Origin of the sequence: Aneurinibacillus sp. Ricciae_BoGa-3, assembly GCF_028421645.1 — a bacterium.
In the GTDB taxonomy this organism is placed as follows: Bacteria; Bacillota; Bacilli; order Aneurinibacillales; family Aneurinibacillaceae; genus Aneurinibacillus_B.
Map to the genome: position 1 here is coordinate 3,113,303 of NZ_CP116887.1, position 25,367 is coordinate 3,138,669.

Below are 25,367 nucleotides of genomic sequence, written 5' to 3' on the forward strand. Positions count from 1 at the left end.
GCTAACCTATTCGTTCAGTAAAGACTCCTTCGAACGGTTTAAGGCCCCTCGCATTCTAAAAATTGCCTTGGAATGGAGCTGGGAAATTCTCGAAGCCGAAAGCCCCATTATTTCTGCTATTTCAGTTAGTGAACATTCTTCGTAATAAAAAAGAGAAACAACGGTTCTTTCCTTATCCGGCAGCCTTTCAATTGTTTCTGCAAGTATTTTTTTCTGCTGATCTTTGTGGAGCGCTGACTCAGGCCTTTCCGCACGCTCATCAATGATAACCGCCTGACGGGAATGCTTCTGCTCCTCGTCATCTGTAATAGGTTCATCCAGCGATAAAATCGAGGCGAAGGAAACATCCTGCATGGTTTGGTTTAACTCTTTCACAGATATGCCCAGATGGCCGCTAATCTCTTCATCTGTTATAGACCGCAAGTGCTGCTGCTCTAAGGCCGTGTAGGCTTCTTCGATTTTTTTAGCCTTGTCTCTTACGGAGCGCGGTATAATATCTACCTCTCGCAGCCCGTCGATCATAGAGCCCCTTATGCGCCACATCGCATACGTTTCGAACTGAAGCCCTCGCATGTAATCAAACTTCTTCAACGCATCAAGTAAGCCAAAACGTCCAAAACTTACTAAATCGTCCCGGCTTACTGTATCAGGAAGCCCGATCGCCAGTCGTGCAGCCACATAGTTAACAAGCGGTAGATATTGCTCAATTAATTCAATTTCAGCTTGACGGTCGCCCTGTTCACGCCAGCGTTTCCATTTTTCTACATCAATTGTTTTTTTAGCTTTGCGCCCCATGCGACAGTTCACCACCTTTTACTCATTGGAGAATACCCGTAGTGCATTGGCTACATCTTCCGGGTTTACATTGGATGTCTGAGGTTTCTTGCTTAGCTGTGGAAGAGAAAGCGCGCTAAATTCTTCGAAGTCATCAGCGCTTGCAGGGATACTATCTCCAGATCCACCCACCATGGCATTGTTCTCTGAGTTCCTTGCTTCTGGTTCGGCGGATAACCCATCATTATTAATATCGCCAAAAACGATACCCGCTAGATAGCGCACTACAAACATAAGCAGAAAAAAAACAATAAAGGTAAAGAGAGAGCGCACCAGGCTCTCTGCCAATAAATTGTGTAAAATATTCGCGATAAAAGTAATGAGACTAACAATAAGAGCCATTCCAATATTCCATCTTATAGAACCCAGCATGATTATATTTCCTTTACCCCTTGATTAACCGTTCGAATATTTAACATTCCGGTAATACTGTCTAATTCGATAGTGCGGCCGCAATTTCCTCCCGTGTCTTCACACAGGATTGGAATACGGGCAGTGTTTAAGGCAATCTTGCATGCTTCTACGTTGCGCGGCCCGATTCTCATCGCATCATTGCCAGAAGCGAAGGCAAACATCTGCGCACCGCCTGCCAGCTTCGCTACGATTTTCACCCGGTTTGCCCCCGCCTTTACCATATCGCTTATTAATTTGGGTATCGCCGTATCGGCATATTTTGCTATATTTAATGCCCCCTTGCTCAGGGATGAATCTGGAAGCATAACATGTGCCAGGCCTCCTATTTTGTTTGAGCTATCAAACAGCGCCACGCCCACACAGGAACCCAAACCTGTGGTACGAATTCTATCAGGAGATTTTGTTATATTTAAATCTGCCATTCCTACTTTTACAATATTCATTCAACAGGTACTCCTAGTGCTATAAATAGCTGTTTTAATGAATCCGGATCAGGAATTAGAAAGAAGTGGCCTTCAACTTCCTCATTCCCCTCGAAAAAAGCTGTATCGATTGTAAGAGCAAAATCTCCTGCATGGCCAATTTCCGCCAGGCCATATGATAAAATCGCGCCAGCCATATCGATCGCTACAGCGGGTACGGAGGGCTGCATATTCAAATTGGTAAAATCAGCAAGCGAAGAAAGATAGGACCCGGCGAGAATATTGCCAATTTCATTTAAAGCTGACAATTCCATCTCGGTGAATTCTTCTTCTCCCGTATCGATTCCGAGCAACTGTTTGATTAGATTTTTAGCGGACGGGAGCGAAATGATAAAATACATATGTGCGGGAACATCGCCAAGCACCCGCAGGAGTACCGCGCACACGATATTCTCCGAACCGCCGACAAAGTCGGCAATTTCATCAAACGATATAATTTTAACTTGGGGCACTTTCATATCAATCTCTTTTTGGATGAGTTTTGATAAGGCGGTTGCCGCATTGCCGGCCCCGATATTTCCGATTTCGCGGAGCACATCAAATTGAAAGTCATCAAAATTTTTCATATACCCTGGGTCCTCATCCTTCGATAACTTCCAGCTGTTTTAACTCCTCGGTGTTTAGTACCTTATCCAAATTTAACAGAATGAGCAATCGTTTATCCAGCTTGGCTACGCCGCGAAGATATACGGCTTCAATTCCCCCGACAACTTCAGGCGGCGGCTCAATGGCGTTAACTGGGATATCAATAACATCATTGGCCGAGTCCACAATGAGGCCCACTTCAACCTCGCCGACAGCCACAATGATAACGCGTGTTGTTTCGTTATATTCCGCTTCAGCAAGCCCAAAACGTTTCCGAAGATCAACAATAGGTGTCACAACACCGCGAAGGTTAATGACACCCTTTACGAATTTTGGCGTCCGCGGTACGCGGGTGATATGCTCTAGTCTCTCGATGGATTTAACCTGGTCTACCTCAACCCCATATTCTTCATCCATTAAACGAAATACAATAACTTTAATTTCCTCAACGATTTCTTTATGATCAAGCATCAATGTTTCCTCCCTATTTAATTAATGCATTGCAGTCGATAATAAGCGCCACTTGTCCGTCTCCAAGAATGGTTGCGCCTGATACAGCAAACACATTTGTCAGGTATTTGCCCAGCGACTTTAAGACGATCTCTTGCTGGCCGATGAACGAATCCACCACCAGCCCGGCCATTTTGTCGCCTTTGCGTACAATGATAACCGAGATGTCTTCTTCTTTCGCGATGCCGTTGTCCGGTATGGAGAACAGGCTCTTGAGCGATACAAGCGGCACGACCCGTCCGCGGAAATCAATGACATCCTGCCTGTGGGCATGCATAATTTGATCCGGTGAGAACACGGCGGTCTCGATAATGGAGCTCAGCGGTACGGCATACTTCTCATCTTCGACCTGCACGAGCATCGCAGAGATAATCGACAGGGTTAGCGGCAGTTGGATTAAGAACGTCGTGCCTACGCCCGGGTTGGAATCGACACTGACGCTTCCGCCGAGCGATTCGATCTTGGTTTTCACCACGTCGAGCCCGACGCCGCGCCCGGAAATATCAGAAATTTTATCGGCTGTGCTTAAGCCGGAAGCAAACAGCAATTCATCGATCTGCTTGTTGGTAAGCGACTGGGCCTGCTGCTCGGTTACAACGCCTTTGTCCAGCGCTTTGGCCAGCACCTTTTCCCGGTTAATGCCGGCTCCATCGTCCTTTACTTCTATAAAGACGTGGTTGCCGCTGTGATACGCCTTCAACTGCACAAGCCCTTCTTCCGGCTTGCCCGCCATCCGCCGCCTGTCTGCCGGCTCCACGCCATGGTCGAGCGAGTTGCGCAGCAGATGCACGAGCGGGTCGCCTATTTCATCGATTACCGTGCGGTCGAGTTCAGTTTCCGCCCCGATAATTTCAAGGTTGATTTTCTTGTTGAGCTCTTTAGCCAGGTCGCGCACCATCCGCGGGAAACGGTTAAACACCTGTTCAACCGGCACCATCCGCATCGTGAGAATGATGCTCTGCAGATCCCCGCTGATGCGGCTCATATGCTCCACCGTTTCGGTGAGGGCGCTCTTGTTGAGCTCATGCGCCAGCTGCTCCAGCCGGCCCCGGTCAATCACAAGCTCGCTGAACAAATTCATGAGCACATCCAGCCGTTCGATATCCACGCGGATGGTTTTGCCGGCAGCTGCCTTCTTGGGGGCTGATTTATCCGCATCTGCAGGTTTTGCGCCAGCTTGTTTTGTTCCTGCCGCTGGTTTAGCCTGGGCTTGCGGTTTTGCTTCTCTCAGGTGGTCCGCCTTATATAAATGGATATCGATAAGCTCAACTTCTACCCCTTCAATCTCGGAAACATTGAGGACAGTCGACTCGATTTTCTCCTGGCTTTCCCTGGTAATCAGCACAATCTCAAAGGATTTCTCAAACCGCTCTTCTTCTAAATCCTGAACCGAAGGCGTGGTTTTGATCACCTCACCAAGCGATTCCAGGTTGTCGTATACCATATACGCCCGCGCTGCCTTCAATACGCAGTCATCACGCACGGATGTCTTGATCCAATAAGCCTGATGGCCCGCTTGAACGGATTGATCCAGTACGGTGATCTCAAATTGGTCAAACGCATGCAGCCGGGAAGCAGCGGAAGCTTCAACATCGGGTGCCGCTTCAGGGTTCGCTGCCGCTGAGTCCTCCGGCAGGACCTTCGGCGCTGCCTGCACAACCGTCTCCCCGTTCAGGATAGCGTGCAGCTGAGCGACTACGGCCGACACATCTTCACGTCCGTCTCCACCGCCGGCGATGGAATACAGCATGCGCTCCAGCAGATCGACGCAACGGAAAATAACATCCATCATATCGCTGTTTACAACCAGCTTGTGGTTGCGCACCTGATCAAGGACGTTCTCCATCTCGTGCGTCAGCGTCGTCATATCTTCAAAACCCATCGTAGCTGCCATCCCTTTAAGGGTGTGGGCGGAGCGGAAGATTTCGTTTACAATATCGATGCTTTCCGGGGCGTTTTCAAGTTCAAGTAAATGGTCATTTATGGCCTGTATATGTTCCTTTGATTCCTCAACGAACATATCAAGGTATTGGTTCGTATCCATGCACCCACCTCCTTAGCGTTTAAGAGAAAGCATTAGCTGCTCTGCAATCTCATGTAGTGGTACAACTTTATCAACGAGTCCCGTTTGAATGGCTGTCCGTGGCATTCCAAATACAACGCAGGTTGATTCATCTTCAGCGATAGCTGTCACGAGCCCTTTTTCTTTGAGCGCCTTTAATCCTACTGTCCCGTCGCTTCCCATTCCGGTCATAATAACAGCATGCTTGGCAGGGTGCTGCACAGCAGCGACCGATTCAAATAAAGTATCTACAGCTGGACGATGGCCCCCGCGTGCGGGATTTTGATTTAGCGAAATATAAAACTGGCCGCTGGCCTGCTGTTTTACTTCCATATGGTAATTGCCTGGCGCAACGTATGCGCAACCCTTCTCAACAATTTGATTATCCTCCGCTTCCATCACCCTGATATTGCAAAGTGAATCTAAGCGCTGGGCAAGCGATCGCGTGAAACCAGCTGGCATATGCTGTACAATCAAAAGCGATCCGTTTATGCTCTCCGGCAGCTCGCACAGTAAAATTTGGAGTGCTTTGGGACCTCCTGTAGAAGTGCCTACTGCGATGATGTTGGGGATGTTTGTGCGGTCACCCCTAAGGCCCGTAGCAGGTGCCTGGTTACTCATTTCCGGAGTTGCTTTTACTACAGGCTTTACAGGTGGGATTTGTTGTTGGCTTGAAATAGGTTGCGCAGGAAACGGCCTGGTCTGTGTTACCCTTGTTTGTTTCATCCGCATCATGTTAACCTGTGAAGCGGCTTTCACTTTTTCCACAATTTCGGCCCCTATTGTGTGGAGATCAAGAGAAATGGACCCAGAGGGCTTACGAATAAAATCGACCGCCCCAATTTCTAACGCCTGTATCGTTTCATTCGCTCCCTGCTGTGTTAAGCTGCTTAGCATAACTACAGGAACGGGGTGGTTTTTCATAATGACTTCCAACGCCTGCAAGCCGTTCATCACAGGCATCTCGATATCCAGTGTTACGACATCCGGCTTTAACTTTTTAATTTGTTCGATGCCTTCCATCCCGTTTCTGGCTTTGCCAACAACATCTATGTCCGGATCTTCACTAAGAAGATCGCCGATTACTTTTCTCATAAAAGCGGAATCATCGACAACAAGCGTCTTTATTTTTTTCACGGGTACACCTCCCTTATTTCTTCCATAAATGCCGCAGCCGTATGACAAATCCCTTGATTCCTGCTTCACCAGCAGAGGTGTGTTTATGACTTAGATAGGATTCAACAAGGCTGCGAATAGCCTCAGAAGCCCTGCTGTTTGGGTAGGCGAGCAAAAATGGTTCCTGTTTTTTAACAGCTTTTGTCACATGGGCGTCATCGGGGACATACCCCAGCATAATAAGCTGTACCTGCAAGAATTGCCGGGCTACCATAAGCAATCGGTCACCCGTAATCCTGCCTTCTTTTCTATTAACGGCTCTATTCACGACGATACTAAAATGCGCATTGGGATTACTTTGGGATGTCATCTTCATAACCGCATAGGCGTCTGTAATGGATGTTGGTTCAGGAGTTGTCACGAGTACAACATCGTCCGCAGATAAAATATAGCGAAGCGTTTCTTTTGTTACCCCTGCTCCTGTATCTAAAATAACTGTGTCTGCATACCCATTTAAAAGGGCCATTTGGTCAAAAAAGTAGTTTAATTTATGTTCATCCATATCTATCACCTGGGACAATCCGCTCCCCCCGGCGATAAATTGTAAGCCTTCAGGCCCTAACTCAATAATATCCCAAATAGAAGTCCTATTGTCTATCATATTTACAATATTTTTTTTAGAGGAGATGCCCATCAAGATATCGATATTGGCAAAACCCAAATCCATATCAATTAAAATCACCTTTTGACCCTTTTGTTGCAGTCCTAACGCGAAATTAAGGGAGAAATTAGACTTTCCTACCCCTCCCTTCCCGCTCGTAACAGTTATCACTTTCGTCTTTCTATCAGATGGCCCTAGTTCTCTATTTCTATTTAATTTTTCGCGTAAAGACTGTGCCTGGTCATTCATTTGCCCCGTCTCCTACCAGCATTGAAATAACCCGCTCAGGTGATGCAATTTCTATATCATCAGGTACGTTCTGACCTGTCGTAATATATGAGAGGGAGAGGCCGTAGTTAACAACCAGATTAAGTACCGTACCGTATGTGGACGTTTCATCAGACTTGGTAAAAATCACTTTATCAATATGTACACTTTCGAAACTATGAAGGATCGCTTCTATATCCTGATATTTGGATGTTAAACTAACCACAAGAAAAGTTAGGCTTTGTTTATCCTTATAGAGAAAACGGTTTATCTCTTCAACAAATTCTCTATTTTTATAATTTCTCCCTGCGGTATCAAGAAAAACGAGATCGCAATCTGAAAGTCTTTCCAGTGATGGCGCCAATTCATCCGGCGAGTAAACGACCTTCAGCGGAATGTTTAATATATTCGCATACGTTTTGAGCTGTTCAACTGCAGCTATCCGATACGTATCCGAGGTCATCATACCGACCCGTTTTCCATGCTCAATCACATTCTCAGCCGCAAGTTTTGCCAGAGTGGTTGTTTTTCCTACTCCGGTTGGACCGATCAGTTGAACGAAACGTATCGTTTGCCCAATGGGCTCAGCATACCCAGGTGAGCGCACAAGCAGACTATAAAGGTGATCCTTAACTTTACTGTATACTTTTTTATCATCTTGAAGATCCTCTGGCTCAAGCTCCTCAAGTACCCGCTCCATCACAGACATAATAATTTTCTCATGCACTTCCTGAGCAGCGAGCCTTTGGGATATAGCGAGGAGTGCAGGCGGAAGATGGCCCTGGCTGCCTTCTGTCATCATTAGCTTCCAGAACATTCCTTTCATTTCTTCAATTTCCCTGGAAAGCTTGCTGACTTCTTTCGTATCCCGGCCTATTTCTTTTATCTCTTTCTTTGCCTGCTGCTGTGAGTAGGAGCCTGTTTTCATTGTATGATTTGTGTTTTCGGCACTGTTGGCTTCCTCTTTCGCGAGAACAGGCGGAAAAATCGGATTTTCAAGTTCGGCATATCTATCCGGCTGTTTTTTTACTGGCGGCTGTTTGGCGGCCGCAGCAGGTTTATCGCTCTGATCAATTGCTGCGATCACTTCAATTTTCTTTTTTGAAAACAGGCCTAAAAATCCGCCGACCTTAATCGGTTTTGTATTTAAGATAATCGCGTCCTTGCCCAGTTCACCACGAATTTGCTGCAGAGCATCAGACATGGTATCTGCTACATATCTTTTTACGCGCATTACAGATTCACCACCCCTACACTTTGAATCTCAATATCAGGCTCAAGTTCGTTATAAGAAAGGACAGGGACCTCTGGCATCATCCGTTCCACCAGCTGGCGCAAATACATCCGGATAGCGGGGGAAGTAAGCACAACAGGCTGCTGGCCTGTCTGAAGCATACGGTTGATCTGCTCAGATAATGCCCCAAAAATTCGTTGGGATGTATCCGGATCGATAGCCAGGTAACTGCCCTGATCTGTTTGCTGAACGGCATCTGAAATGGTTTTCTCCAGGCTTGGTCCGGCTGTTACCACACGCAGTGGCTCAGTAGGAATGGTAAACTGGAGCGTGATCTGCCTGGAAAGGGATTGGCGGACGTATTCCGTTAACACATCCGTATCCTTTGTATAGGTCCCGTAATCTGCCAAGGTTTCCAAAATCGTAGGCAGGTTGCGAATTGAAATCTTTTCCCGAAGCAGTTTCTGCAGCACTTTTTGTACATCACCGACACTTAACACGCCGGGTATTAACTCATCAATAAGTGCAGGTGTTGTCTCCTTGATATTATCAATAAGCGACTTCGTTTCCTGACGGGTAAGCAGTTCGTGCGCATATTTTTTAATCAGCTCCGTTAAGTGGGTGGCAACCACAGATGGCGGATCCACCACAGTGTAGCCCGCCATTTCTGCCCTTTCCTTTACTTCTTCTGTTACCCACAGCGCAGGCAGCCCAAAAGCCGGTTCAACCGTTTCGATCCCGAATACCCCTTCGTCTTCAATGCCGGGACTCATGGCGAGGTAGTGGTCAAGCATGATTTCACCTCTTGCTACTTCGTTTCCTTTTATTTTCACTACATATTCATTTGGACGAAGTTGAATATTATCCCGAATGCGGATGACGGGAACCACAATCCCCAACTCAAGCGCACACTGCCTGCGGATCATAATAACCCGATCCAGTAAATCCCCCCCCTGGTTGGCATCCGCGAGCGGAATTAAACCATATCCGAATTCAAATTCTATCGGGTCGATATGCAGCAAACTCACTACGCTTTCCGGGCTGCGGACATCATCTATTTCTTTTTCTTCAGAGGTTTGATCGGCCGCGATTTCCTGGACTGCTGCCGCCTGCTGCATTCTTCTTCCCCCAAAGACTAACAGGGCCGCGATTGGAAACGTGCGGAGGATGCCAATCGGTGTGAAGATACCCATCAATGCCACTGTGCCTGCAACGATATAAAGCAGTTTAGGATAGCCCAGCAGCTGCTGTAACAGTTCTTGGCCCATGGTATCGCCGGAGGCAGCCCGTGTGACAATGATACCTGTCGCCGTGGAAATCAGCAGGGCCGGTATCTGGCTGACCAGACCATCCCCGACCGAAAGGAGGGTAAATGTTTTGGCTGCATCAGCAAAAGCCATGCCATGCATGACCATGCCAATAATGAAGCCGCCGATTACATTAATAAGAAGGATAACAATGCCTGCTACGGCGTCCCCTTTTACAAATTTACTGGCACCATCCATTGCCCCGTAAAATTCAGCTTCTTGTCCAATTTTTTTCCGTCTGGCCTGTGCCTCCGTATCTGAGATAGCCCCGGCATTTAAATCCGCGTCAATGGCCATCTGCTTACCAGGCATTGCATCCAGCGTGAATCGGGCGGCAACTTCTGCGACCCGCTCTGAGCCTTTCGTGATAACCAGAAAATTGATTAATGTAAGAATTAAAAACACCACGAAACCGACAACCGCATTTCCACCGACAACAAATGACCCGAAAGCTTCAATTACCTTCCCTGCCTGTGCATTAGCCAGTATGTTTCGGGTGGAGGCAACGTTTAGCGCCAGCCGAAACAATGTGGTAACTAGCAGCAAGCTCGGAAAAACAGACAGCTGCAGGGCATCATTCGTATTCATTGCTACCAAGAGTACAGTTAGTGCGATTGAGATGTTAATAATTAATAGAAAGTCCAGAAGAAAGGTGGGCATGGGAATGACCATCATCACTACGATCCCTATGACTAATAACATTACGGATATATCTTTTTTGCCCATTATATCCTCTCCTCCCCTCCAAAGAATTTATCTAATCTTTCCTTTTAATCGATAAACATAAGCGAGAATCTCGGCGACAGCCTGGAATAAATCTTCCGGAATCTCCTGGTTAATTTCAACATTTGCGTATAAAGTTCGGGCCAACGGCTTGTTTTCCATCGTGATAACGCCGTGCTGTTTGGCTGCATCTTTGATTTTGAGAGCCACAAAATCCTGTCCCTTCGCAATGACGACCGGGGCCTGTCTTTCTTCAGGCTTGTATTGGATAGCGATCGCAAAGTGGGTAGGGTTCGTTATGACAACGTCAGCCTTTGGCACTTCCTGCATCATTCGGCGCATAGCCATTTCCCGCTGGCGCTGTTTAATTTTCCCTTTGATCTGCGGATCCCCTTCGGACATTTTATATTCATCTTTAATGTCTTGTTTGGACATTTTTAAGTTTTTTTCGTATTCATATTTCTGAAAGAAGTAATCAAACATCGCCAGAATCAGAAGTAGAAGCCCGATTGCAAAACCAAGCTCCAATGTGAGCCGGGCCATTACCGTTATCATATCACCAATTGATTTAGTAGCCAGGGTTAACAAATCGCCTTTTGCACCCCAAATTACAAACCATGCGACCAGGCCCACGGAACCGACCTTGAGCAAAGATTTGATTAAGGTAACAACCGCTTGAAGGGAGAAAAGCCGTTTGGTTCCTTTGATAGGGTCTAACCGGTCCAATTTAAATTTAAGCGGTTCTGTGGTAAACAAAGTACCGACCTGCGCATAGGATGCGGCGAGGGCGACGATAACGCCCACCAGAAGCACGGGCCCGGCAATCATTGCGCCCTGATACGCCATGTCAAGCGTTAGCTTTTTAACAGAGTCTTGCGTGAGCTCAAACAGCAAATAATGGCTAAACATATTTTGAAAAAGATAGAACATTCTTTGACCCATTGATTTGCCAAGTATTAAAAACAATAAAAAAATAGCCAGTAGAATTAGCGCGGCGGCTACTTCCTGACTTTTTGCAACCTGGCCTTCTGAACGAGCTTTCTGCCTTCTCTTCGGTGTCGCCTTTTCTGTTTTCTCCCCCGCGAAAAACTGAAGGTTTATTGGATAAATATTGTGTTTCATGTTCCAGCCCCCATAATATTTATCAACTGGGCCATAGAGGAAAACAGGTTTTCCAGCAAGCGCGTCATTACATAAAAGTAGCCCGGAAATATGATAAGCAGAATGAGAAATCCGGCTAGAAGTTTAGCGGGCATTCCAACTACAAAAATGTTCAACTGGGGGACGGTCTTTGCCGCAATGCCAAGCCCCACATCCACCACAAACATCGAACTAATCAAAGGCGCCGCAAGCAGCAGCCCACTCAAAAACATATAGGAAAACTTTTGCACAAGAAACGTCGAGATGTTCCCATTTGCCATTCCAGATAACCACCGATCAAGCGGAATTACCTGGTAGCTGGACAATATTCCCTGGATAAGAAGATGATGGCCATTTACGGTTAGAATGAACAGCATGGTTAGGATAAACTTAAAGTTGCCCATTAACGGCGCTTGGGCGCCTGTCATCGGGTCAATCACATTCGACATGGAAAAACCCATCACCATATCAATTAATGAGCCAGCCATCTGTATCGCAGACAGCAGCATCATCCCGATAAATCCAATAACCAGTCCAACAATCACTTCTTTTAAGACCAGCATGACATAAAACCAATCAAGTTGAACCGGCCCGTCCGCCTTTACCAGGGGATATGCAATCAGAGCCAGGTAGAACGACAGGCCAATCTTATAGGTACCGGGAATATTTCTGCTGGAGAAAATAGGAGCCGTCAGAAAAAAAGCCGTAAGCCGAATAAATACAAGCATGAAACCTGGAAGAAGATTAAGTAGTAAATTCATATTGTTATCCTATAAACTTGTACAGATTTCCAAGAATACCGCTGGTGAAATCTATCATATGATTGAGCATCCAGGGGCCAAAAATAATCAAGGCAATCAAGGCCGCCACTATTTTAGGGGCAAAGGCCAGTGTTGCTTCCTGAATGGATGTTGTCGCCTGAAAAATACTGACCAAAAGCCCCACTATTAAACCAATTCCTATCATAGGGGCACTTGTGATGAGCACCGTATAAACAGCTTGTTGGGCAAGTGAAATAATAAATTCTTGTGACATTATTGGCACCTCATTGGAAGCTTAGTAACAGGGATTTAACGACAAGATACCAGCCATCTACCATTACAAAAAGCAGAATTTTGAAAGGCAGAGAAACCATTACAGGCGGCAGCATCATCATCCCCATGCCCATTAACACACTGGAAACAACCATATCGATTACAAGAAACGGGATAAAAATCATGAAGCCGATCTGTAGGGCGGTCTTCATTTCACTAATCGCATAGGCAGGAACAAGAGCCGTTAAAGGTATATCGTTTGTCGTCTTTGGTTTTGGTGCTTTCGTATATTCCAGAAACAAATTCAAGTCCTTTTCTCTGGTGTATTTCACCATAAATTGTTTCAGAGGAACCTGCGCTCGCTCAAAAGCCTGCTGCTGTGTAATCTGGTGCTTAAAATAGGGCTGAACCGCCTGCGAATTTACAGCTGACAGCGTAGGACTCATAACAAAAAAAGTCAAGAATAAAGAGAGGCCTATTAACACCTGGGTGGGTGGTGCCTGCTGGGTTGAAAGCGCCTGGCGAACAAATGAAAGAACGACCACAATACGTGTAAAGCAGGTCATCATTAATAGAATAGCAGGTGCAACAGACAACACGGTTAACATTAATACAATTTGTAGCGTAACAGAGACATCCTCCGGTTTGTTGGATGTTCCTAAATTAATATCTACACCCGGCACGGTAACCGGGTTGGAAGCAGCAGCCGCGAACGACATCTCGGGGAACGAGAGAATAATAAGCAGCAATAACGCAATGCCTACACTGAACCTTTTCATTCCTTGTTCCCCTTCTCCCGATCTTCAGCCAGTTCTTCTTTTAAGCGTTCCCGTTGTTTTCTTGCCTCCATCAACTTATCCTGCAAAACGGCTGTAAACTTCTTTGCGGAGCCTTGCGACCGATTCTTCTGTATGAAATTAACCAACAAATTAGGTAGCTGCATGGCATTTGTTGTATCAAACTGTGCGTCTACAGCGTTCAACAATTTTTCTACTTCAGCAGGGTCATTAATTTGTTGAATGAGGCTAACGTCTTCTCCCACGCCTACTATGTAAATGGAAGAGCCAATCTGCACCAACTGGAGCGATTTTTGCGGTCCCAGTGAGCAGCCGCCCAGGGGCCGGACAAAAGTTTTGCCAAAAAATTGACGCTGCCGTTTGTTTAAAAAATGAAAAAGCAAGTAGATGAAACCGATGATTAGAAATAAGGCAAAGAAGGTCTGAAGCAGCAGAGGGAACACGGATGACGAATCCCCGCTTACTGGCTGGCTTTCATTTAAAGAAGGCTTGGTCGGAATAGCGGAACCTGCCATGGCAGAAGGCAGGAACTGGAAAAATATTATCTGTATCGTTACGCTAAGTTGTAAAAATTTTTTTCTCATTATTTCTTTTCCCCTCTATCAAAACCGGCTGCAGCCGGCAAAAACACAACCCTGTGATTATCCCAGTGTTTTTCTGATGGCCTCAATTACGCGATCCGCTTGAAAAGGTTTCACAATAAAATCCTTGGCACCAGCTTGGATTGCATCGATTACCATAGCCTGCTGCCCCATTGCTGAACACATGATAACTTTTGCGCTTGCATCGATTTTCTTTATTTCTTTTAAAGCCGTAATACCATCCATCTCAGGCATGGTAATATCCATCGTAACTAAGTCCGGCGTTAATTCTTTATACTTCTCCACCGCCTGTGATCCGTCACTCGCTTCTCCAACTACATTAAAACCATTTTTTGTTAGAATTTCTTTAATCATCATACGCATAAATGCAGCATCATCTACAACTAGGACTTTATTACTCATGCTCTATCATCCTCCCAAATGGTTTCTATCATTGTAATTTTTGCACACGGTCAAACTGGCTAATAATATCCGTTACCCGGACCCCAAAATTTTCATCAATGACGACAACTTCGCCTTTTGCGATTAGTTTGTTGTTAACAAGAATATCGACAGGCTCACCTGCCAGTTTATCCAGTTCGATAATGGAGCCAGGTGACAGGTCAAGAATGTCTTTAATCTGCCTTCTTGTCCGTCCAAGCTCAACTGTAACCTGTAGCGGGATATCCATCAGCATCCCCAGATTTTGCGGCGTTCCCTGTGGGCCCGATCCGTTATCAAAGGAAGAAAATTGGACAGGCTGCACATTCATTGGGGGTTGCTGAAAACCGGAAGGTGCCTGTGCATACTGCGGCTGTTGCGGAGGATACATCGGCTGTTGGTACATCGGTTGCTGCGGGTACGGCTGCTGATACATTGGCTGCTGATACACCGGCTGCTGCGGGTACGCTGCTGGGTCATTTACAGGCGGGTATGCTGCAGCAGGGGTTGATGGTGGAACCCCCATCCCAGTTTGCGCAGGTGATGCAGCCATCGCCCCGTTCTGAGCGGGTTCCGGCGTTTGCGCCGGTGCAGAGGCAGGTGGTGTTTCAACTGCCACATCCTGTGCCACCTCGTCTGTTCCGCCTAGCAACATATTGACCATGGCGCGAGCGAATGACACCGGTATTAATTGCATAATATTCGAGTCAATCAAGTCGCCTACTTTTAAACGGAAGGAGATTTTAACCAAAACTTCTTCCTGAGGAAAGTTCTCCACGCCCTGTCCCTGTGGAAGGTCAAGTAAATCAATCCCCGGCGGCGAAATATTTACCAGCTTGTTAAATATCGTCGACATCGAAGTGGCCGCAGACCCCATCATTTGGTTCATCGCTTCTTGAACCGCACTCAAATGAAGGTCGGACAATTCCTCTGTAGGAGCGGTACCGTCCCCTCCCATCATCAAATCAGCGATAATCTGAGCATCCCTTGTCTGAATCACGAGCAGATTGATTCCCTCAAATCCTTCTGTATATTCAACATGGACAGCAACATATGGTTGCGGAAATTCATTCTGCACGGCCTCTCTGCTAATGGCGCCTACTTTTGGTGTCGTTATGTCAACCTTTTGGCCGAGCAGGCTAGAAAGAGCGGTAGCTGCACTTCCAAAAGTAATGTTTCCGATCTCACCCAACGCATCCTGTTCAAGCGGCGAAAGAATTTCGTCAATATCCGGCAAGATTTCACCGTCTGCCGTGTCGTCATCTGTGTCCTCTAAGTTATTTTGTTTTAACAGGGCATCAATCTCATCTTGAGAAAGCATATCTCTACTCATCTTCTCCCACCTCTTCCTCTATTAAATGTTCAACCTTAACTGCGACGCGGCCCTTTTGAATGCCAGGCCGCACTAAGAACCCTGGTTTTTGACCAATACGAACGAGCAAATCCTCGTCAGTCCGTTTATCAAGTTGTATCACGTCACCTACAGAGAGGTTTATGAATTCACCAACTGAAATCGTCGTCCTGCCTATTTCAGCAATCAAAGGCACTTTCGCCCGCTGTACCCTTTCTTGCAAAGACTGGACTTCTCGCTCATCGCGGGATTTTTTCTGCGTTGAAAGCCAGTAGTGCGCCGACAGTTTCACCATCAGCGGTTCAAGCACGACATGCGGCAAACAAAGATTAATCATCCCCGTTGTCTCGCCAATCTTGGTACTAAGCGAAATAACCGCAACTGTTTCATTTGGGGAAACAATTTGCATAAATTGGGGATTCACTTCCATTAGTTCCAGTTCAGGTTCAATGTCAATGACATTCTTCCATGCTTCTGCAAAACTTCCCAGCGCCCGGCTAAAAATCCGCTCCATGATAATCGTTTCAATCTCGGTCAGCGAACCCATTTTTGCCTGGGAGGTTCCTGTACCTCCTAACAATCTTTCAAGCATAGCAAAAGCAATGTTAGGATTCACTTCCATAACCATGCGGCCTTCCAATGGTTCTGCTTCAAAAATATTCAGGATCGTCATCTTTGGAATTGAACGAATAAATTCTTCGTAAGGCAACTGATCAACCGACGCAACACTTATTTGGACAAATGTTCGGAGTTGAGCGGAAAAATAGGTTGTAAGCAGTCTCGCATAGTTCTCGTGTATACGGGTTAAAGTGCGTATTTGATCCTTTGAAAAACGAAGGGCTCGTTTAAAGTCGTATACCTTCACCTTTTTCTCTATTTCTTCTTTTTTCAACTCTTCCGCATTCATCTCACCAGAAGATAGAGCAGCCAGTAAAGCATCGATCTCTGATTGTGACAATACCTCTGTCATAAGTGTCACCCCCTTATAATGTGACGTTCTACTTGCAACACGTTCAAACTTTGCAGCGTATGTATTATTGCTGTAGAACCATATGTGTTGTCATAACTTTTACGACCTGTCCATCCGTTAAGATCGTATTGACTTGCTTCTTGATGTCATTTTCAACTGCGGTCAACCCTTTGGCACCCTTTATGTCATCCGGTTTCAGAGTTGCTAAGGTTTCAATTATAATATGCGTAATTTGTAGTTTTCGCTTATCCAATTCATCTTTTGTTTTTGTTGTATCAGCTTGCATGGCAAACTGGGCCATAACGATTTCTCCGGTTAGCAGGTTCGTTGGAATCTGATCCGTTTCCACCGTAACCTTTTGAAATTCATCCGCACTTATTTTCTGTTCACTCTGCGCCTTCGCCTTATCTGGCTGTGGCTTCAAGTAAGTTTGCCAAAGAAATAAGGCCACTACGCCAAGGAGAGCAATAGCAATAATAATAATTAACGCTATTGTAAGCAATTTATTCTTAAACATATTAGTTCTCCTCTTCCTCGTCCTCTGCATTCGGCATTGTTGCTACTTTAATTGCATTAATCTCTTTATAGAAGTCCTTGACCAGGCTTACTACATCGCTGACCGATTCCTTCACTACTAGTTTTTTTCCATTTGTTAACGTAATAACCGTATCCGGGGTGGCTTCAATGTCTTCAATAAACAAAGCGTTGATATAGTGCTTCGTTCCATTAAGGCGGGTAACTTGAATCACCAATCTCTCCTCCAATCAAAAAACCTATGCCTACGCCAATGCGTTGTTAGCGATAACAGCAATAGTTCCCTAATCTATTTACCAAAACCTATCTTCATTACTCCGTAAAAAATAGGGAGGAGTCTAATCCTCCCTATTATCTAAGCCGCTTAGCTACGTTTCAAATCAACTAACTCCTGAAGGATGGAATCAGATACGGTAATGATACGAGAGTTAGCCTGGAAACCACGCTGGGCAACGATCATATCGGTAAATTCCTCAGAGAGGTCCGTGTTAGACATCTCAAGCTCTCCCGCAAGTATTTGGCCAGCTGAACCCGCATTAGCTGGTTTTATAGTAGCTGTTGGATTGCTGAAATTTGTAGGATCTGCGGAAGGTGTTAATTTATACAAAGAGTTACCTTCTTTTTCTAATCCAGCTGGGTTCGCAACAACGGACAAACCAATACCGGTGCTCGTGGTACCCGTCTTTCCGTTTGCATCCGTAACGGTGATTTTCCCATCTTTGCCGATTGAAAATGACGTTACATCAGACATGCTATTAATTGTTAAACCAGCAGGATTACCTGTTTTTAATTTAATAGCATTGCCACTTGTATCACAAACAAAATACCCATTGGAATTCACTAAATTTCCGTTGGCATCAAATCCAAAGTTGCCCGCTCTGGTTAAATGGTAGCCTCCAGAAGGATCTTGAACAACGAAAAAGCCATTTCCCTGCACTGCTAAATCGGTAGGCACATTCGTAGTTTGCAACGCACCTTGAGTCTGAATGACATCAATAGAAGCCATTGTTGAACCTAAGCCGACCTGTTTAGGATTAGTTCCGCCTATTGCCGGAGTTGTTGCTGTTCCGGGAGCAGTTCCAGCAGGGGCACTGCCACCTTGCATCGTTTGGCTAAGAATGTCTTGGAATTCGACCCGGCTTTTTTTATAACCTGGAGTATTAACATTTGAAATATCATTTCCAATTACATCGAGTTTTGTTTGAAATCCACGCATACCACCGATTCCAGAGTATAACGAACGAAGCATTCTTTTTTTCCTCCTCTTAGTGACCCGCGTCATTCGGACGGCGGATGTCAGGCTTCCTTATCGGTCCAGCCTGTGTTTTCTTTTAGTCTACGCAATGACAGCACTATCGATATTCGTAAAAACATTCATTTCAGACGAATTACTTTCCATAGCTGTAATAACCTTTTTGTTTTTTATGCTCACGATAAAAGCGAAATCTTTCATTAAGATGAGCGATTCCTTTGCGCCTTTCTCTTCTGCTTTCTGCACCGCTCCGTTTAAACGGGATAAATCCTCGGCATCCAGGGTAATCCCCCTATTCTGCAGCCGATTAAGCGCATGATTGGAAAAGGTTAATTTTTGAGCAGTCTCGTCTAGTTTTTGATGAAGAATTTTTTCAAAAGACTGGCTTGAATCAATACCTTTTTTCTTTACAGGGTGAGCACTTGGTAGAGACGAAGGATAATAGATTTGCCCGGCTTTCAAGTTATTCATCAGGACGCTCCCTCCCTTAAGCCCCTGCCTGTGAAATAGATTCTATGTTCGCAACATCCACCTGGCTTCCGTCGGAAAGTACCGCTTGAGTTGTTCCGTCCTTCATCTGAATCGACGAAACAACACCCTGTTTAGCAACGCTGGTTGTTGTGGCCTGATCCCCTGTACCTTGTGTGGATGTTTCCGTCCAGGATATTTGTTTGCCAATCAAATTGGAATAAGTCCCCATCGCCTGCGCCTGCGCAAATTTATTAAAACTACTATTCAACTGCGTCATCTGTTCAAGCGAGCTAAACTGTGCCATCTGGGAGATGAATTCTTTGTCGTCCATTGGCTGTGTTGGATCCTGGTTTTGCAGCTGGGTAATTAACAATTTCAAAAAATCATCTTTCCCCAACTGTGACTTGTTGGAACCGCTTGTTGCCTGGGTGTTATTAACTGTTGTTGTGGCACTACTAACACTGCTGGTTGCCATATTCTCGCTCCTTTCGCCCTTAATTAAGCCGTCATATCCACCCCATCCAACTCAATGGGATCATCAGGCTGTTCGCCTTCGCCGGCAGCGTGTCTTAGATCGTCAAAAAAGTTTTTTGCGGGCTGCTCATCCTTTTTATTAGACTCTTGCTGGTGCGACTGATTTTTTTGCTGATCGCCAAGATTTCCATTGGATTGATTGTTTGATGAGTCGCTTGGTGTAACTGGGTTTTGAACCACTTCTAGCTTGCTAACTTCCAGCCCCTGATTAACAAGCGTGTTTTTTAACTGATCAAGCTGGCTTTCTACTACTTCTTTTCCTGCAGCGCTGCTCGTTAGAAACTGAGCGGTAATCTGTCCGTTCAGGGCCGAAATCTTAACATCCACCCGGCCTAAATTTTCCGGGAATAAACGCAAAGTTGTTTCATAAGCGCCTGTTCCATTGTTTATTCGTACCTGATTGGAGATAACCACTTCCATTTCCTTAACAAAAAACCGCGAAGGTACCAACGGAAGATCAGCTTTTTTAAGCTGTGCCCCATTATTGCTATCAGCTGATAACGGGTTTTGCAACTGATGGTATACAACCTTCTGTGTGTCACTGCTGTCAGTAATTTGAGTTGTCTGCTTACCCTTCACAGACGTTCCTTCATCGCTGTTCACCGCACTTGGATCACTAAACTGATCCGCCTGGTTTTGGGTGACAGTAATCTGAGCCGCTTGTTCACCTTCTGCTTGCTTTGTCCGGTTTACAATGGGATTTGCAGTGTTTACGCCTGCTGATTTGTTCGCAGCCTTCTGCCCCGTAAAATCTGATAGATTTTGTGGCAAAGGAGTGTTCGAAGCTGTGCTAGCACTAGCATTCGGCTTTATACCCACATCAACAGAAGCACCCGGTGCTAGGTTTGTGGCTTCATTATTAATCGTGGCATTCTCAGTCTCTGGAATCACACTTTCGTCAGCCTTCATCCCTTTAATCAGATCAGATAGGCCTTTCACAACCTGGGCAATTTCGCTGTTCAACCCGCTGTTTAAACCATCTTTGCCCTGTGCTTGCATTACAGCGAACATTTTCACTAAATCTTGCGCCAGCAGATTGGTAGTTTGTTGAGGTGTATTGGGCAGCAACTGTAAAAGGGACGAACTTCCGGCTGCCTGATTCGACGCGGTTTCGGCTGGCACAGCGTTTGACGGCTGAATCATTTGGTAAAGCTGCTGCAGGGCCATCATTAACTGATTTTCGTCCATGACAGATCCCGGCACCTCTTTTTCTTTGCTCTTACCGATCAATTGCTCCAGGGACAAAAGGAGTTTCTGCATATCTTTAAGTTCGATCTTCTGGGCATCCAGATTCACGTTTTCGCCATTATTCGACTTCAAATCCTGTGAATCCTGTGACACATTTTGCATTGCCGAACCTAAAATATCGGCAAATCCGCCTTTTTTCTCCGCTTCTTTAGTAGCAGGCTTCTGGGAAGAATTGAGAGATTGCATATTTCCATTGACTTGCATGATTGGCATTTCTTATCACCACCTTTCATGTTTAATATAGTGTAATATACGATAAAACACAATAAAATATATGATCTAGTAAACTAACAATTTTTGACTAATTCTTGCTGCAGTTTCTACATTTTTCGGGTCTTTCGACATGCTCGTTAGTATTTGCGCCCTTTGTTGCGCATTCATCTGAGCAAGAACGGCCATTACTTGTCTTTCATTTGCCTGATCCATCTTTAATAGAATTTTAGCCGCGCTATCAGGATCCATGGAACCAAATGAATTAACCATCTCCGGCAGCGTTGCGGCGTTTTTTTGCGCTCTGCTTAAGGAATCCGTCAAATTTTGGATCCGCTTCTGCATGGCCGCAAGATCGGTGTCCTTGGTTAAGGTTGTATCCTTAAGAATGGCTGAGACGTCCGCGGCCTTCTGCGGATCCATCTTAGACAGGATAGCGGAACTATCAGCAGGTTGCATGGTTTTTAATATAAGAGAGGCCTCCTGAAGCGTTAACCTCTCCATAATAGGTGCTGCCTTACTGGGTGACATTGATGTGTAAATATTCGCCAGGGTTGCAAGCTGTTTCTGCCTGTCCTGGTCAAGTGCCTGCTTGTTGGCATCAGCCGTTCTTTTGGCATCTTGCGCTTGCGTTTGTGTTTGCAGCATGGTCTGCTTGTCAGACTGTGCCTGCTTGGTTAAGTCACTGATCTGTTTATCTTTGGTTTGCAGCTGTTTTTTGAGACTATCAATTTCCTTTGTTTTTGCATCGGTATTATTAGCCGATGTTGCTGGTGAACTAGAGGATGAATCCGCCGGAAGCACTTTCTGAACAACAGGTACCTGGTGCAGCCACTTCGCGAGGACACCCACAACGTTATAACCAAACATCTGTGCGATGATTCCCGATAGAACAAGCGTAAAAAGCAAGGGAATGACGATAATGTAAAATATCCATTCTAACTTGCTATAGGATTGCTCTTCGCTAACTTCTTCCATAGTTAACTCCCACCTTAACGCGGTCTAACATGTTGTCTGAAATAACGGGCAACAGCCATCTCGTCTAATTCTTTCTGTTCTTGCTGTTTAAGTTTTTCTGTATACTGCATATGTGAATTTTCCTTCAACTTCTTCCATACCTTCTCATCTAATGCCTTTTGCTGCAGTGCTTCCTGTTGATGCCTCATAACTTGTTCAGCTTCTGCCCTGGTGTGATGCGCTTTTATAATAAGCTGCTGCATGTGGTCAAGGTATTCATAGGAGTTTCTCAAATCTGCCATGGTAATATTGGCTTCTGTCTTTTGATAGATTACACGCTGCATTTGGACTTTATCCTGTACTAGTTTTTGAAGACGGGCATCTTCCTGTTCCAGCGCCTCACGGGATTTTGCATACCCCATTTGTGCCTGTTCTTTTTCCTTCTCCTTTAAGTCAAGCAGCTTCTGAAAGGAATAAACAAACGACATGCTTTACACCTGCCTTCCGCCAAAAGTAGAAATCAAAGAATGCACCGCGTCCTCTATACCCGTTCTCTCATCCGTTTTCTGGGCTGTATATCCCATGATTAAATCCCTAAAACGGATTGCTGTGTCTATGTCCTTGTTGGCACCCTGCTTGTAGGCCCCGATATTAATTAAATCTTCCGCGTCCCGGTAGACAGCCAGGAGGCGTTTTAACTCATTGGCGGCTTCATAGTGTTCCGGGTCTACTATTTCTTTCATCACCCGGCTAACACTTGATAGAATATCAATTGCAGGATAATGGCCGGTATGCGCAATTTTTCTGCTGAGCACGATATGCCCGTCTAAAATCCCCCGCACAGAATCGGCAATGGGGTCATTCATATCATCACCCTCTACTAGAACTGTGTAAAAGGCTGTGATGGACCCGGCTTGAGATGTTCCAGCACGCTCAAGCAGTCTCGGAAGCAACGCAAACACAGAAGGAGTGTAGCCTCTTGTTGCCGGTGGTTCGCCAACCGCGAGCCCAACCTCACGCTGTGCCATAGCAAAACGTGTAACAGAATCCATCATTAACATAACATTTAGGCCTTGATCCCTAAAGTACTCCGCAATTGAGGTTGTTAACAGTGCCCCTTTTATTCGAATCAGGGCCGGCTGGTCGGATGTGGCTACCACAACTACGGATCGTTTCAATCCTTCTTCACCCAGATCACGCTCAATGAAATCGGCAACTTCTCGCCCTCGCTCGCCAACGAGGCCGATCACGTTAACATCCGCCTCCGTATTGCGGGCAATCATGCTTAGCAGTGTGCTTTTTCCAACACCGCTTCCTGCAAAAATGCCGATTCGCTGCCCTCGGCCAACAGTCAACAGCCCATCTATCGCGCGAACGCCAACCGATAAGGGGTCTATGATTCGCGGCCTGTCTAGAGGGTTTGGCGGAGCGTTATCTACCGGGTACTCGGTCATTCCGACAGGAAACGATTGCTTATTCATGAGCTTTCCAGTTCCATCTAATACTTTACCCAGCAGCTCCATACCTACCTTTACTGTCAACGGCTTACCGGTTGCTACAACGTCGCATCCAGGGCCAATTGCACCGAGCTCACCTAATGGCATAAGCAATACTTTATTGTCTCGAAATCCAACTACCTCGGCCTTGACAGGCACCTGGGTTCCCGCCGGATAGATGTGGCAAACCTCACCAATTTTAACGTTCGGGCCGAGGGACTCAACCGTAAGCCCGATAACCTGGGAAACCTTTCCATTCATCCTAAGAGTGTCAATCGTCTGCAGGTAAGATAGATACTTATCAATACTAAACATCTGAATGCTCCTCATTTTCAATTGCCAGTGAAAAAAGAGCTTCTTTAATTTCTTCAAGCTGTGTGTCTACTCTGGCATCTACACTGCCCAAGGAAGTTCTCACCACACATCCACCATCAGCAACGGTATGATCGGGTACTATGGTCAGTTCAATTTGACTGTCCAGGCTTTCAAGCAGCTTTAGCCTGTTCTCCTGAACGTATGGATAAACATCCGGGTTTACACATACTGTGAGCGTTTTATATTCCTGCGTTCTGGCCAAAGCCTCTTTGATGATTCTAATTGTACTATCCGGATTGTCCCCTAGATGCTCATAAATAACCTTTTTTGCGATGCCCATTGTTAATTCCAGAATAAAGGGTTCAGCCTCGCTTATCATTTTTCTCTTCAACAACGGGGCTTCTTCAAGCATAGCGCGCGCCTCGTTAATGGCCGTTATATACTCATCATAGGCGGCCTGTTCGCCATCCCTGCGCCCTTGATCCAAACCTTGCTGATACCCCTCTTCCTTTATCTGCCGGCGGACTTCTTCATCTTCCTGCCTGCGCTGTTCCCACCATAAATTGATTTCTTGCCTGGATTCTTCCGCAAGCCGATCAGCTTGCTCCCGCGCTCTGCGCAGAATCGCTTCTGCTTCGATTTTAGCCTGCTGAATCAATACTGCTGCTTCCTCCGATTCAAAAGGTGGATCCTCGCCACCGATATCTTCTGGAGATAAATGATGATTCTGGCTATTTTCGCGCTCCTTATCGCTTTTATGCGTGAGCGGAAGAATATACTTCTCATTTATGGCAGAATAAGCGGCGGATTTGATAATCCTAGACAATAATTTCATCTCCCCCGCCACGCGCGATGATGATTTCTCCGCTTTCTTCTAAGCGTCTGATTGTGCCTACGATCCGCGTTTGCGCTTCTTCTACATCACGCAGGCGTACAGGTCCCATATACTCCATTTCTTCCCGGAAGGTTTCGACCATCCGTTTCGACATATTTCGAAATACCACATCCCTAACTTCTTCATTGGCCACTTTAAGCGCCAGCATAAGGTCGGCATTCTCAATATCCCGGATAACACGTTGGATGGATTTGTCGTCAAGCAGAACAATATCTTCAAATACAAACATTCTCTTTTTAATTTCTTCAGCCAGTTCTGGATCCTGAATCTCCAAAGTATCCAGAATGCTGCGTTCTGTACTTCTGTCGACGTTATTAAGCATACTGACAACCGCCTCAATGCCACCAGCCTGCGTATAGTCAGTCACAAGATTAGCAGATAGCTTCTGTTCTAAAACATGTTCAACCTGGCTGATGACATCAGGTGATGTGCTTTCCATCAGTGCGATTCGCCTGGCCACCTCTGCCTGTCTTTCCTGGGGCAGTGCCGCGATAATCGCAGCGGATTGCTCAGCTTCCAGATAAGATAAAACAAGTGCGATCGTCTGAGGGTGTTCATTTTGAATAAAGTTCAGTATTTGATTTGGATCGGCTTTACGTGCGAAATCAAAAGGCCGGACCTGCAGGTGGGCAGTTAGACGGTTGATAATATCAAAAGCTTTTTGCTGCCCGAGTGCCTTCTCCAAAATATCTTTCGCATAATTGATACCGCCCTGGGAGATGTATTCCTGCGCGACACAAATCTGATGAAACTCTGTAAGCACACTTTCTTTATCTTCTGTATCCACTCTTCTGACGTTGGCGATTTCTAGCGTAAGCTGTTCAATCTCCTCTTCCCTTAGGTGCTTAAATACCTGGGCAGATACTTCTGGACCAAGCGAAATTAGAAGAACAGCCGCCTTTTGCCTACCATTCAATTCCTTAGCTGAACGTGCCATTTTCATCCC

Annotated in this window: 29 protein-coding genes; all 29 read right to left on the minus strand. The window is 45.8% G+C overall.

The window, feature by feature from the left end; translation table 11 throughout:
- Positions 1–6 precede the first annotated feature (6 nt).
- The 29 genes from PP175_RS15735 to fliG all read right to left on the minus strand — a co-directional run bounded on the left by PP175_RS15735 (position 7) and on the right by fliG (position 25,358).
- Positions 7–795 carry a FliA/WhiG family RNA polymerase sigma factor gene (locus PP175_RS15735; protein WP_272439277.1) on the minus strand — a complete coding sequence of 263 codons (789 nt, stop codon included), beginning with the start codon at positions 793–795 and terminating at the stop codon, positions 7–9.
- An 18-nt stretch (positions 796–813) separates the two neighbouring features.
- On the minus strand, positions 814–1,206 hold the full coding sequence (locus PP175_RS15740; protein ID WP_272439278.1) for a hypothetical protein: 393 nt from the start codon (positions 1,204–1,206) through the stop codon (positions 814–816).
- 2 nt (positions 1,207–1,208) lie between these two features.
- Entirely contained in the window at positions 1,209–1,691 is a 483-nt protein-coding gene (locus PP175_RS15745; protein ID WP_272439279.1) for a chemotaxis protein CheD, read from the minus strand.
- Positions 1,688–2,296, minus strand: coding sequence for a chemotaxis protein CheC (locus PP175_RS15750; protein WP_272439280.1), 609 nt, complete (start codon positions 2,294–2,296; stop codon positions 1,688–1,690). The genes PP175_RS15745 and PP175_RS15750 overlap by 4 nt, the downstream gene beginning before the upstream one ends.
- A gap of 13 nt (positions 2,297–2,309) precedes the next feature.
- Positions 2,310–2,786 (minus strand): chemotaxis protein CheW, encoded by a 477-nt coding sequence (locus tag PP175_RS15755; RefSeq protein WP_272439281.1) that lies wholly within the window; start codon positions 2,784–2,786, stop codon positions 2,310–2,312.
- 13 nt (positions 2,787–2,799) lie between these two features.
- A complete protein-coding gene (locus PP175_RS15760; RefSeq protein ID WP_272439282.1) occupies positions 2,800–4,869 on the minus strand; it encodes a chemotaxis protein CheA in 2,070 nt (689 codons plus the stop codon).
- Positions 4,870–4,881: 12 nt separating this feature from the next.
- On the minus strand, positions 4,882–6,024 hold the full coding sequence (locus PP175_RS15765) for a protein-glutamate methylesterase/protein-glutamine glutaminase (RefSeq protein WP_272439283.1): 1,143 nt from the start codon (positions 6,022–6,024) through the stop codon (positions 4,882–4,884).
- Between the two features lie 13 nt (positions 6,025–6,037).
- On the minus strand, positions 6,038–6,913 hold the full coding sequence (locus PP175_RS15770) for a MinD/ParA family protein (RefSeq protein WP_272439284.1): 876 nt from the start codon (positions 6,911–6,913) through the stop codon (positions 6,038–6,040).
- Positions 6,906–8,165, minus strand: a complete 1,260-nt coding sequence (flhF, locus tag PP175_RS15775) for a flagellar biosynthesis GTPase FlhF (RefSeq protein WP_272439285.1) — start codon at positions 8,163–8,165, stop codon at positions 6,906–6,908. Before flhF ends, PP175_RS15770 begins: the two co-directional genes overlap by 8 nt.
- Positions 8,165–10,198 carry a flagellar biosynthesis protein FlhA gene (gene flhA, locus PP175_RS15780; RefSeq protein WP_272439286.1) on the minus strand — a complete coding sequence of 678 codons (2,034 nt, stop codon included), beginning with the start codon at positions 10,196–10,198 and terminating at the stop codon, positions 8,165–8,167. The genes flhF and flhA overlap by 1 nt, the downstream gene beginning before the upstream one ends.
- A 27-nt stretch (positions 10,199–10,225) precedes the next feature.
- Entirely contained in the window at positions 10,226–11,317 is a 1,092-nt protein-coding gene (gene flhB, locus PP175_RS15785) for a flagellar biosynthesis protein FlhB (RefSeq protein ID WP_272439287.1), read from the minus strand.
- Positions 11,314–12,096, minus strand: coding sequence for a flagellar biosynthetic protein FliR (gene fliR, locus PP175_RS15790; protein WP_272439288.1), 783 nt, complete (start codon positions 12,094–12,096; stop codon positions 11,314–11,316). Before fliR ends, flhB begins: the two co-directional genes overlap by 4 nt.
- A 4-nt stretch (positions 12,097–12,100) precedes the next feature.
- Positions 12,101–12,370 (minus strand): flagellar biosynthesis protein FliQ, encoded by a 270-nt coding sequence (gene fliQ / locus PP175_RS15795; protein WP_272439289.1) that lies wholly within the window; start codon positions 12,368–12,370, stop codon positions 12,101–12,103.
- Positions 12,371–12,380: 10 nt separating this feature from the next.
- Positions 12,381–13,148 carry a flagellar type III secretion system pore protein FliP gene (gene fliP / locus PP175_RS15800; protein WP_272439290.1) on the minus strand — a complete coding sequence of 256 codons (768 nt, stop codon included), beginning with the start codon at positions 13,146–13,148 and terminating at the stop codon, positions 12,381–12,383.
- Positions 13,145–13,750, minus strand: a complete 606-nt coding sequence (locus PP175_RS15805) for a flagellar biosynthetic protein FliO (protein WP_272439291.1) — start codon at positions 13,748–13,750, stop codon at positions 13,145–13,147. Before PP175_RS15805 ends, fliP begins: the two co-directional genes overlap by 4 nt.
- A gap of 57 nt (positions 13,751–13,807) precedes the next feature.
- Positions 13,808–14,170, minus strand: a complete 363-nt coding sequence (locus tag PP175_RS15810) for a response regulator (protein ID WP_272439292.1) — start codon at positions 14,168–14,170, stop codon at positions 13,808–13,810.
- A 28-nt stretch (positions 14,171–14,198) separates the two neighbouring features.
- Positions 14,199–15,521, minus strand: coding sequence for a flagellar motor switch phosphatase FliY (fliY, locus tag PP175_RS15815; protein ID WP_272439293.1), 1,323 nt, complete (start codon positions 15,519–15,521; stop codon positions 14,199–14,201).
- Positions 15,514–16,509, minus strand: a complete 996-nt coding sequence (gene fliM, locus PP175_RS15820; RefSeq protein WP_272439294.1) for a flagellar motor switch protein FliM — start codon at positions 16,507–16,509, stop codon at positions 15,514–15,516. Before fliM ends, fliY begins: the two co-directional genes overlap by 8 nt.
- Before the next feature lie 64 nt (positions 16,510–16,573).
- A complete protein-coding gene (locus PP175_RS15825) occupies positions 16,574–17,026 on the minus strand; it encodes a flagellar basal body-associated FliL family protein (RefSeq protein WP_272439295.1) in 453 nt (150 codons plus the stop codon).
- Position 17,027: 1 nt separating this feature from the next.
- Positions 17,028–17,258 (minus strand): flagellar FlbD family protein, encoded by a 231-nt coding sequence (locus tag PP175_RS15830; protein WP_272439296.1) that lies wholly within the window; start codon positions 17,256–17,258, stop codon positions 17,028–17,030.
- 149 nt (positions 17,259–17,407) lie between these two features.
- The gene (gene flgF, locus PP175_RS15835) at positions 17,408–18,292 is read right to left on the minus strand and encodes a flagellar basal-body rod protein FlgF (protein ID WP_272439297.1); all 885 of its coding nucleotides are present in this window, start codon (positions 18,290–18,292) and stop codon (positions 17,408–17,410) included.
- 87 nt (positions 18,293–18,379) lie between these two features.
- Complete coding sequence (locus PP175_RS15840) at positions 18,380–18,766, minus strand: TIGR02530 family flagellar biosynthesis protein (protein ID WP_272439298.1); 387 nt, start codon at positions 18,764–18,766, stop codon at positions 18,380–18,382.
- A gap of 16 nt (positions 18,767–18,782) precedes the next feature.
- Positions 18,783–19,241, minus strand: coding sequence for a flagellar hook assembly protein FlgD (gene flgD / locus PP175_RS15845; RefSeq protein ID WP_272439299.1), 459 nt, complete (start codon positions 19,239–19,241; stop codon positions 18,783–18,785).
- Positions 19,242–19,264: 23 nt separating this feature from the next.
- Positions 19,265–20,761: a flagellar hook-length control protein FliK gene (locus PP175_RS15850; protein ID WP_272439300.1), complete on the minus strand. Its 1,497-nt coding sequence runs from the start codon at positions 20,759–20,761 to the stop codon at positions 19,265–19,267.
- A 66-nt stretch (positions 20,762–20,827) separates the two neighbouring features.
- Complete coding sequence (locus PP175_RS15855; RefSeq protein WP_272439301.1) at positions 20,828–21,736, minus strand: MotE family protein; 909 nt, start codon at positions 21,734–21,736, stop codon at positions 20,828–20,830.
- 14 nt (positions 21,737–21,750) lie between these two features.
- Positions 21,751–22,203: a flagellar export protein FliJ gene (gene fliJ / locus PP175_RS15860; RefSeq protein ID WP_272439302.1), complete on the minus strand. Its 453-nt coding sequence runs from the start codon at positions 22,201–22,203 to the stop codon at positions 21,751–21,753.
- Between the two features lie 3 nt (positions 22,204–22,206).
- Entirely contained in the window at positions 22,207–23,532 is a 1,326-nt protein-coding gene (gene fliI / locus PP175_RS15865) for a flagellar protein export ATPase FliI (RefSeq protein ID WP_442870473.1), read from the minus strand.
- Entirely contained in the window at positions 23,519–24,352 is an 834-nt protein-coding gene (locus PP175_RS15870) for a FliH/SctL family protein (protein ID WP_272439304.1), read from the minus strand. The genes fliI and PP175_RS15870 overlap by 14 nt, the downstream gene beginning before the upstream one ends.
- Entirely contained in the window at positions 24,345–25,358 is a 1,014-nt protein-coding gene (fliG, locus tag PP175_RS15875) for a flagellar motor switch protein FliG (protein ID WP_272439305.1), read from the minus strand. Before fliG ends, PP175_RS15870 begins: the two co-directional genes overlap by 8 nt.
- Positions 25,359–25,367: the final 9 nt, after the last annotated feature.

What these genes read in the sequence shown, in the direction of transcription:
- flgF (WP_272439297.1), bottom strand. Translation starts at nt 18,292, where the DNA reads ATGCTTCGTTCGTTATACTCTGGAATCGGTGGTATGCGTGGATTTCAA.
- PP175_RS15735 (WP_272439277.1), bottom strand. Translation starts at nt 795, where the DNA reads ATGGGGCGCAAAGCTAAAAAAACAATTGATGTAGAAAAATGGAAACGC.
- PP175_RS15745 (WP_272439279.1), bottom strand. Translation starts at nt 1,691, where the DNA reads ATGAATATTGTAAAAGTAGGAATGGCAGATTTAAATATAACAAAATCT.
- PP175_RS15825 (WP_272439295.1), bottom strand. Translation starts at nt 17,026, where the DNA reads ATGTTTAAGAATAAATTGCTTACAATAGCGTTAATTATTATTATTGCT.
- flhB (WP_272439287.1), bottom strand. Translation starts at nt 11,317, where the DNA reads ATGAAACACAATATTTATCCAATAAACCTTCAGTTTTTCGCGGGGGAG.
- fliQ (WP_272439289.1), bottom strand. Translation starts at nt 12,370, where the DNA reads ATGTCACAAGAATTTATTATTTCACTTGCCCAACAAGCTGTTTATACG.
- fliP (WP_272439290.1), bottom strand. Translation starts at nt 13,148, where the DNA reads ATGAAAAGGTTCAGTGTAGGCATTGCGTTATTGCTGCTTATTATTCTC.
- fliM (WP_272439294.1), bottom strand. Translation starts at nt 16,509, where the DNA reads ATGACAGAGGTATTGTCACAATCAGAGATCGATGCTTTACTGGCTGCT.
- flhA (WP_272439286.1), bottom strand. Translation starts at nt 10,198, where the DNA reads ATGGGCAAAAAAGATATATCCGTAATGTTATTAGTCATAGGGATCGTA.
- flgD (WP_272439299.1), bottom strand. Translation starts at nt 19,241, where the DNA reads ATGGCAACCAGCAGTGTTAGTAGTGCCACAACAACAGTTAATAACACC.
- fliY (WP_272439293.1), bottom strand. Translation starts at nt 15,521, where the DNA reads ATGAGTAGAGATATGCTTTCTCAAGATGAGATTGATGCCCTGTTAAAA.
- PP175_RS15740 (WP_272439278.1), bottom strand. Translation starts at nt 1,206, where the DNA reads ATGCTGGGTTCTATAAGATGGAATATTGGAATGGCTCTTATTGTTAGT.
- PP175_RS15850 (WP_272439300.1), bottom strand. Translation starts at nt 20,761, where the DNA reads ATGCCAATCATGCAAGTCAATGGAAATATGCAATCTCTCAATTCTTCC.
- fliJ (WP_272439302.1), bottom strand. Translation starts at nt 22,203, where the DNA reads ATGTCGTTTGTTTATTCCTTTCAGAAGCTGCTTGACTTAAAGGAGAAG.
- PP175_RS15855 (WP_272439301.1), bottom strand. Translation starts at nt 21,736, where the DNA reads ATGGAAGAAGTTAGCGAAGAGCAATCCTATAGCAAGTTAGAATGGATA.
- fliR (WP_272439288.1), bottom strand. Translation starts at nt 12,096, where the DNA reads ATGAATTTACTACTTAATCTTCTTCCAGGTTTCATGCTTGTATTTATT.
- PP175_RS15770 (WP_272439284.1), bottom strand. Translation starts at nt 6,913, where the DNA reads ATGAATGACCAGGCACAGTCTTTACGCGAAAAATTAAATAGAAATAGA.
- PP175_RS15755 (WP_272439281.1), bottom strand. Translation starts at nt 2,786, where the DNA reads ATGCTTGATCATAAAGAAATCGTTGAGGAAATTAAAGTTATTGTATTT.
- PP175_RS15810 (WP_272439292.1), bottom strand. Translation starts at nt 14,170, where the DNA reads ATGAGTAATAAAGTCCTAGTTGTAGATGATGCTGCATTTATGCGTATG.
- flhF (WP_272439285.1), bottom strand. Translation starts at nt 8,165, where the DNA reads ATGCGCGTAAAAAGATATGTAGCAGATACCATGTCTGATGCTCTGCAG.
- fliG (WP_272439305.1), bottom strand. Translation starts at nt 25,358, where the DNA reads ATGGCACGTTCAGCTAAGGAATTGAATGGTAGGCAAAAGGCGGCTGTT.
- PP175_RS15760 (WP_272439282.1), bottom strand. Translation starts at nt 4,869, where the DNA reads ATGGATACGAACCAATACCTTGATATGTTCGTTGAGGAATCAAAGGAA.
- PP175_RS15840 (WP_272439298.1), bottom strand. Translation starts at nt 18,766, where the DNA reads ATGAATAACTTGAAAGCCGGGCAAATCTATTATCCTTCGTCTCTACCA.
- PP175_RS15750 (WP_272439280.1), bottom strand. Translation starts at nt 2,296, where the DNA reads ATGAAAAATTTTGATGACTTTCAATTTGATGTGCTCCGCGAAATCGGA.
- PP175_RS15805 (WP_272439291.1), bottom strand. Translation starts at nt 13,750, where the DNA reads ATGAGAAAAAAATTTTTACAACTTAGCGTAACGATACAGATAATATTT.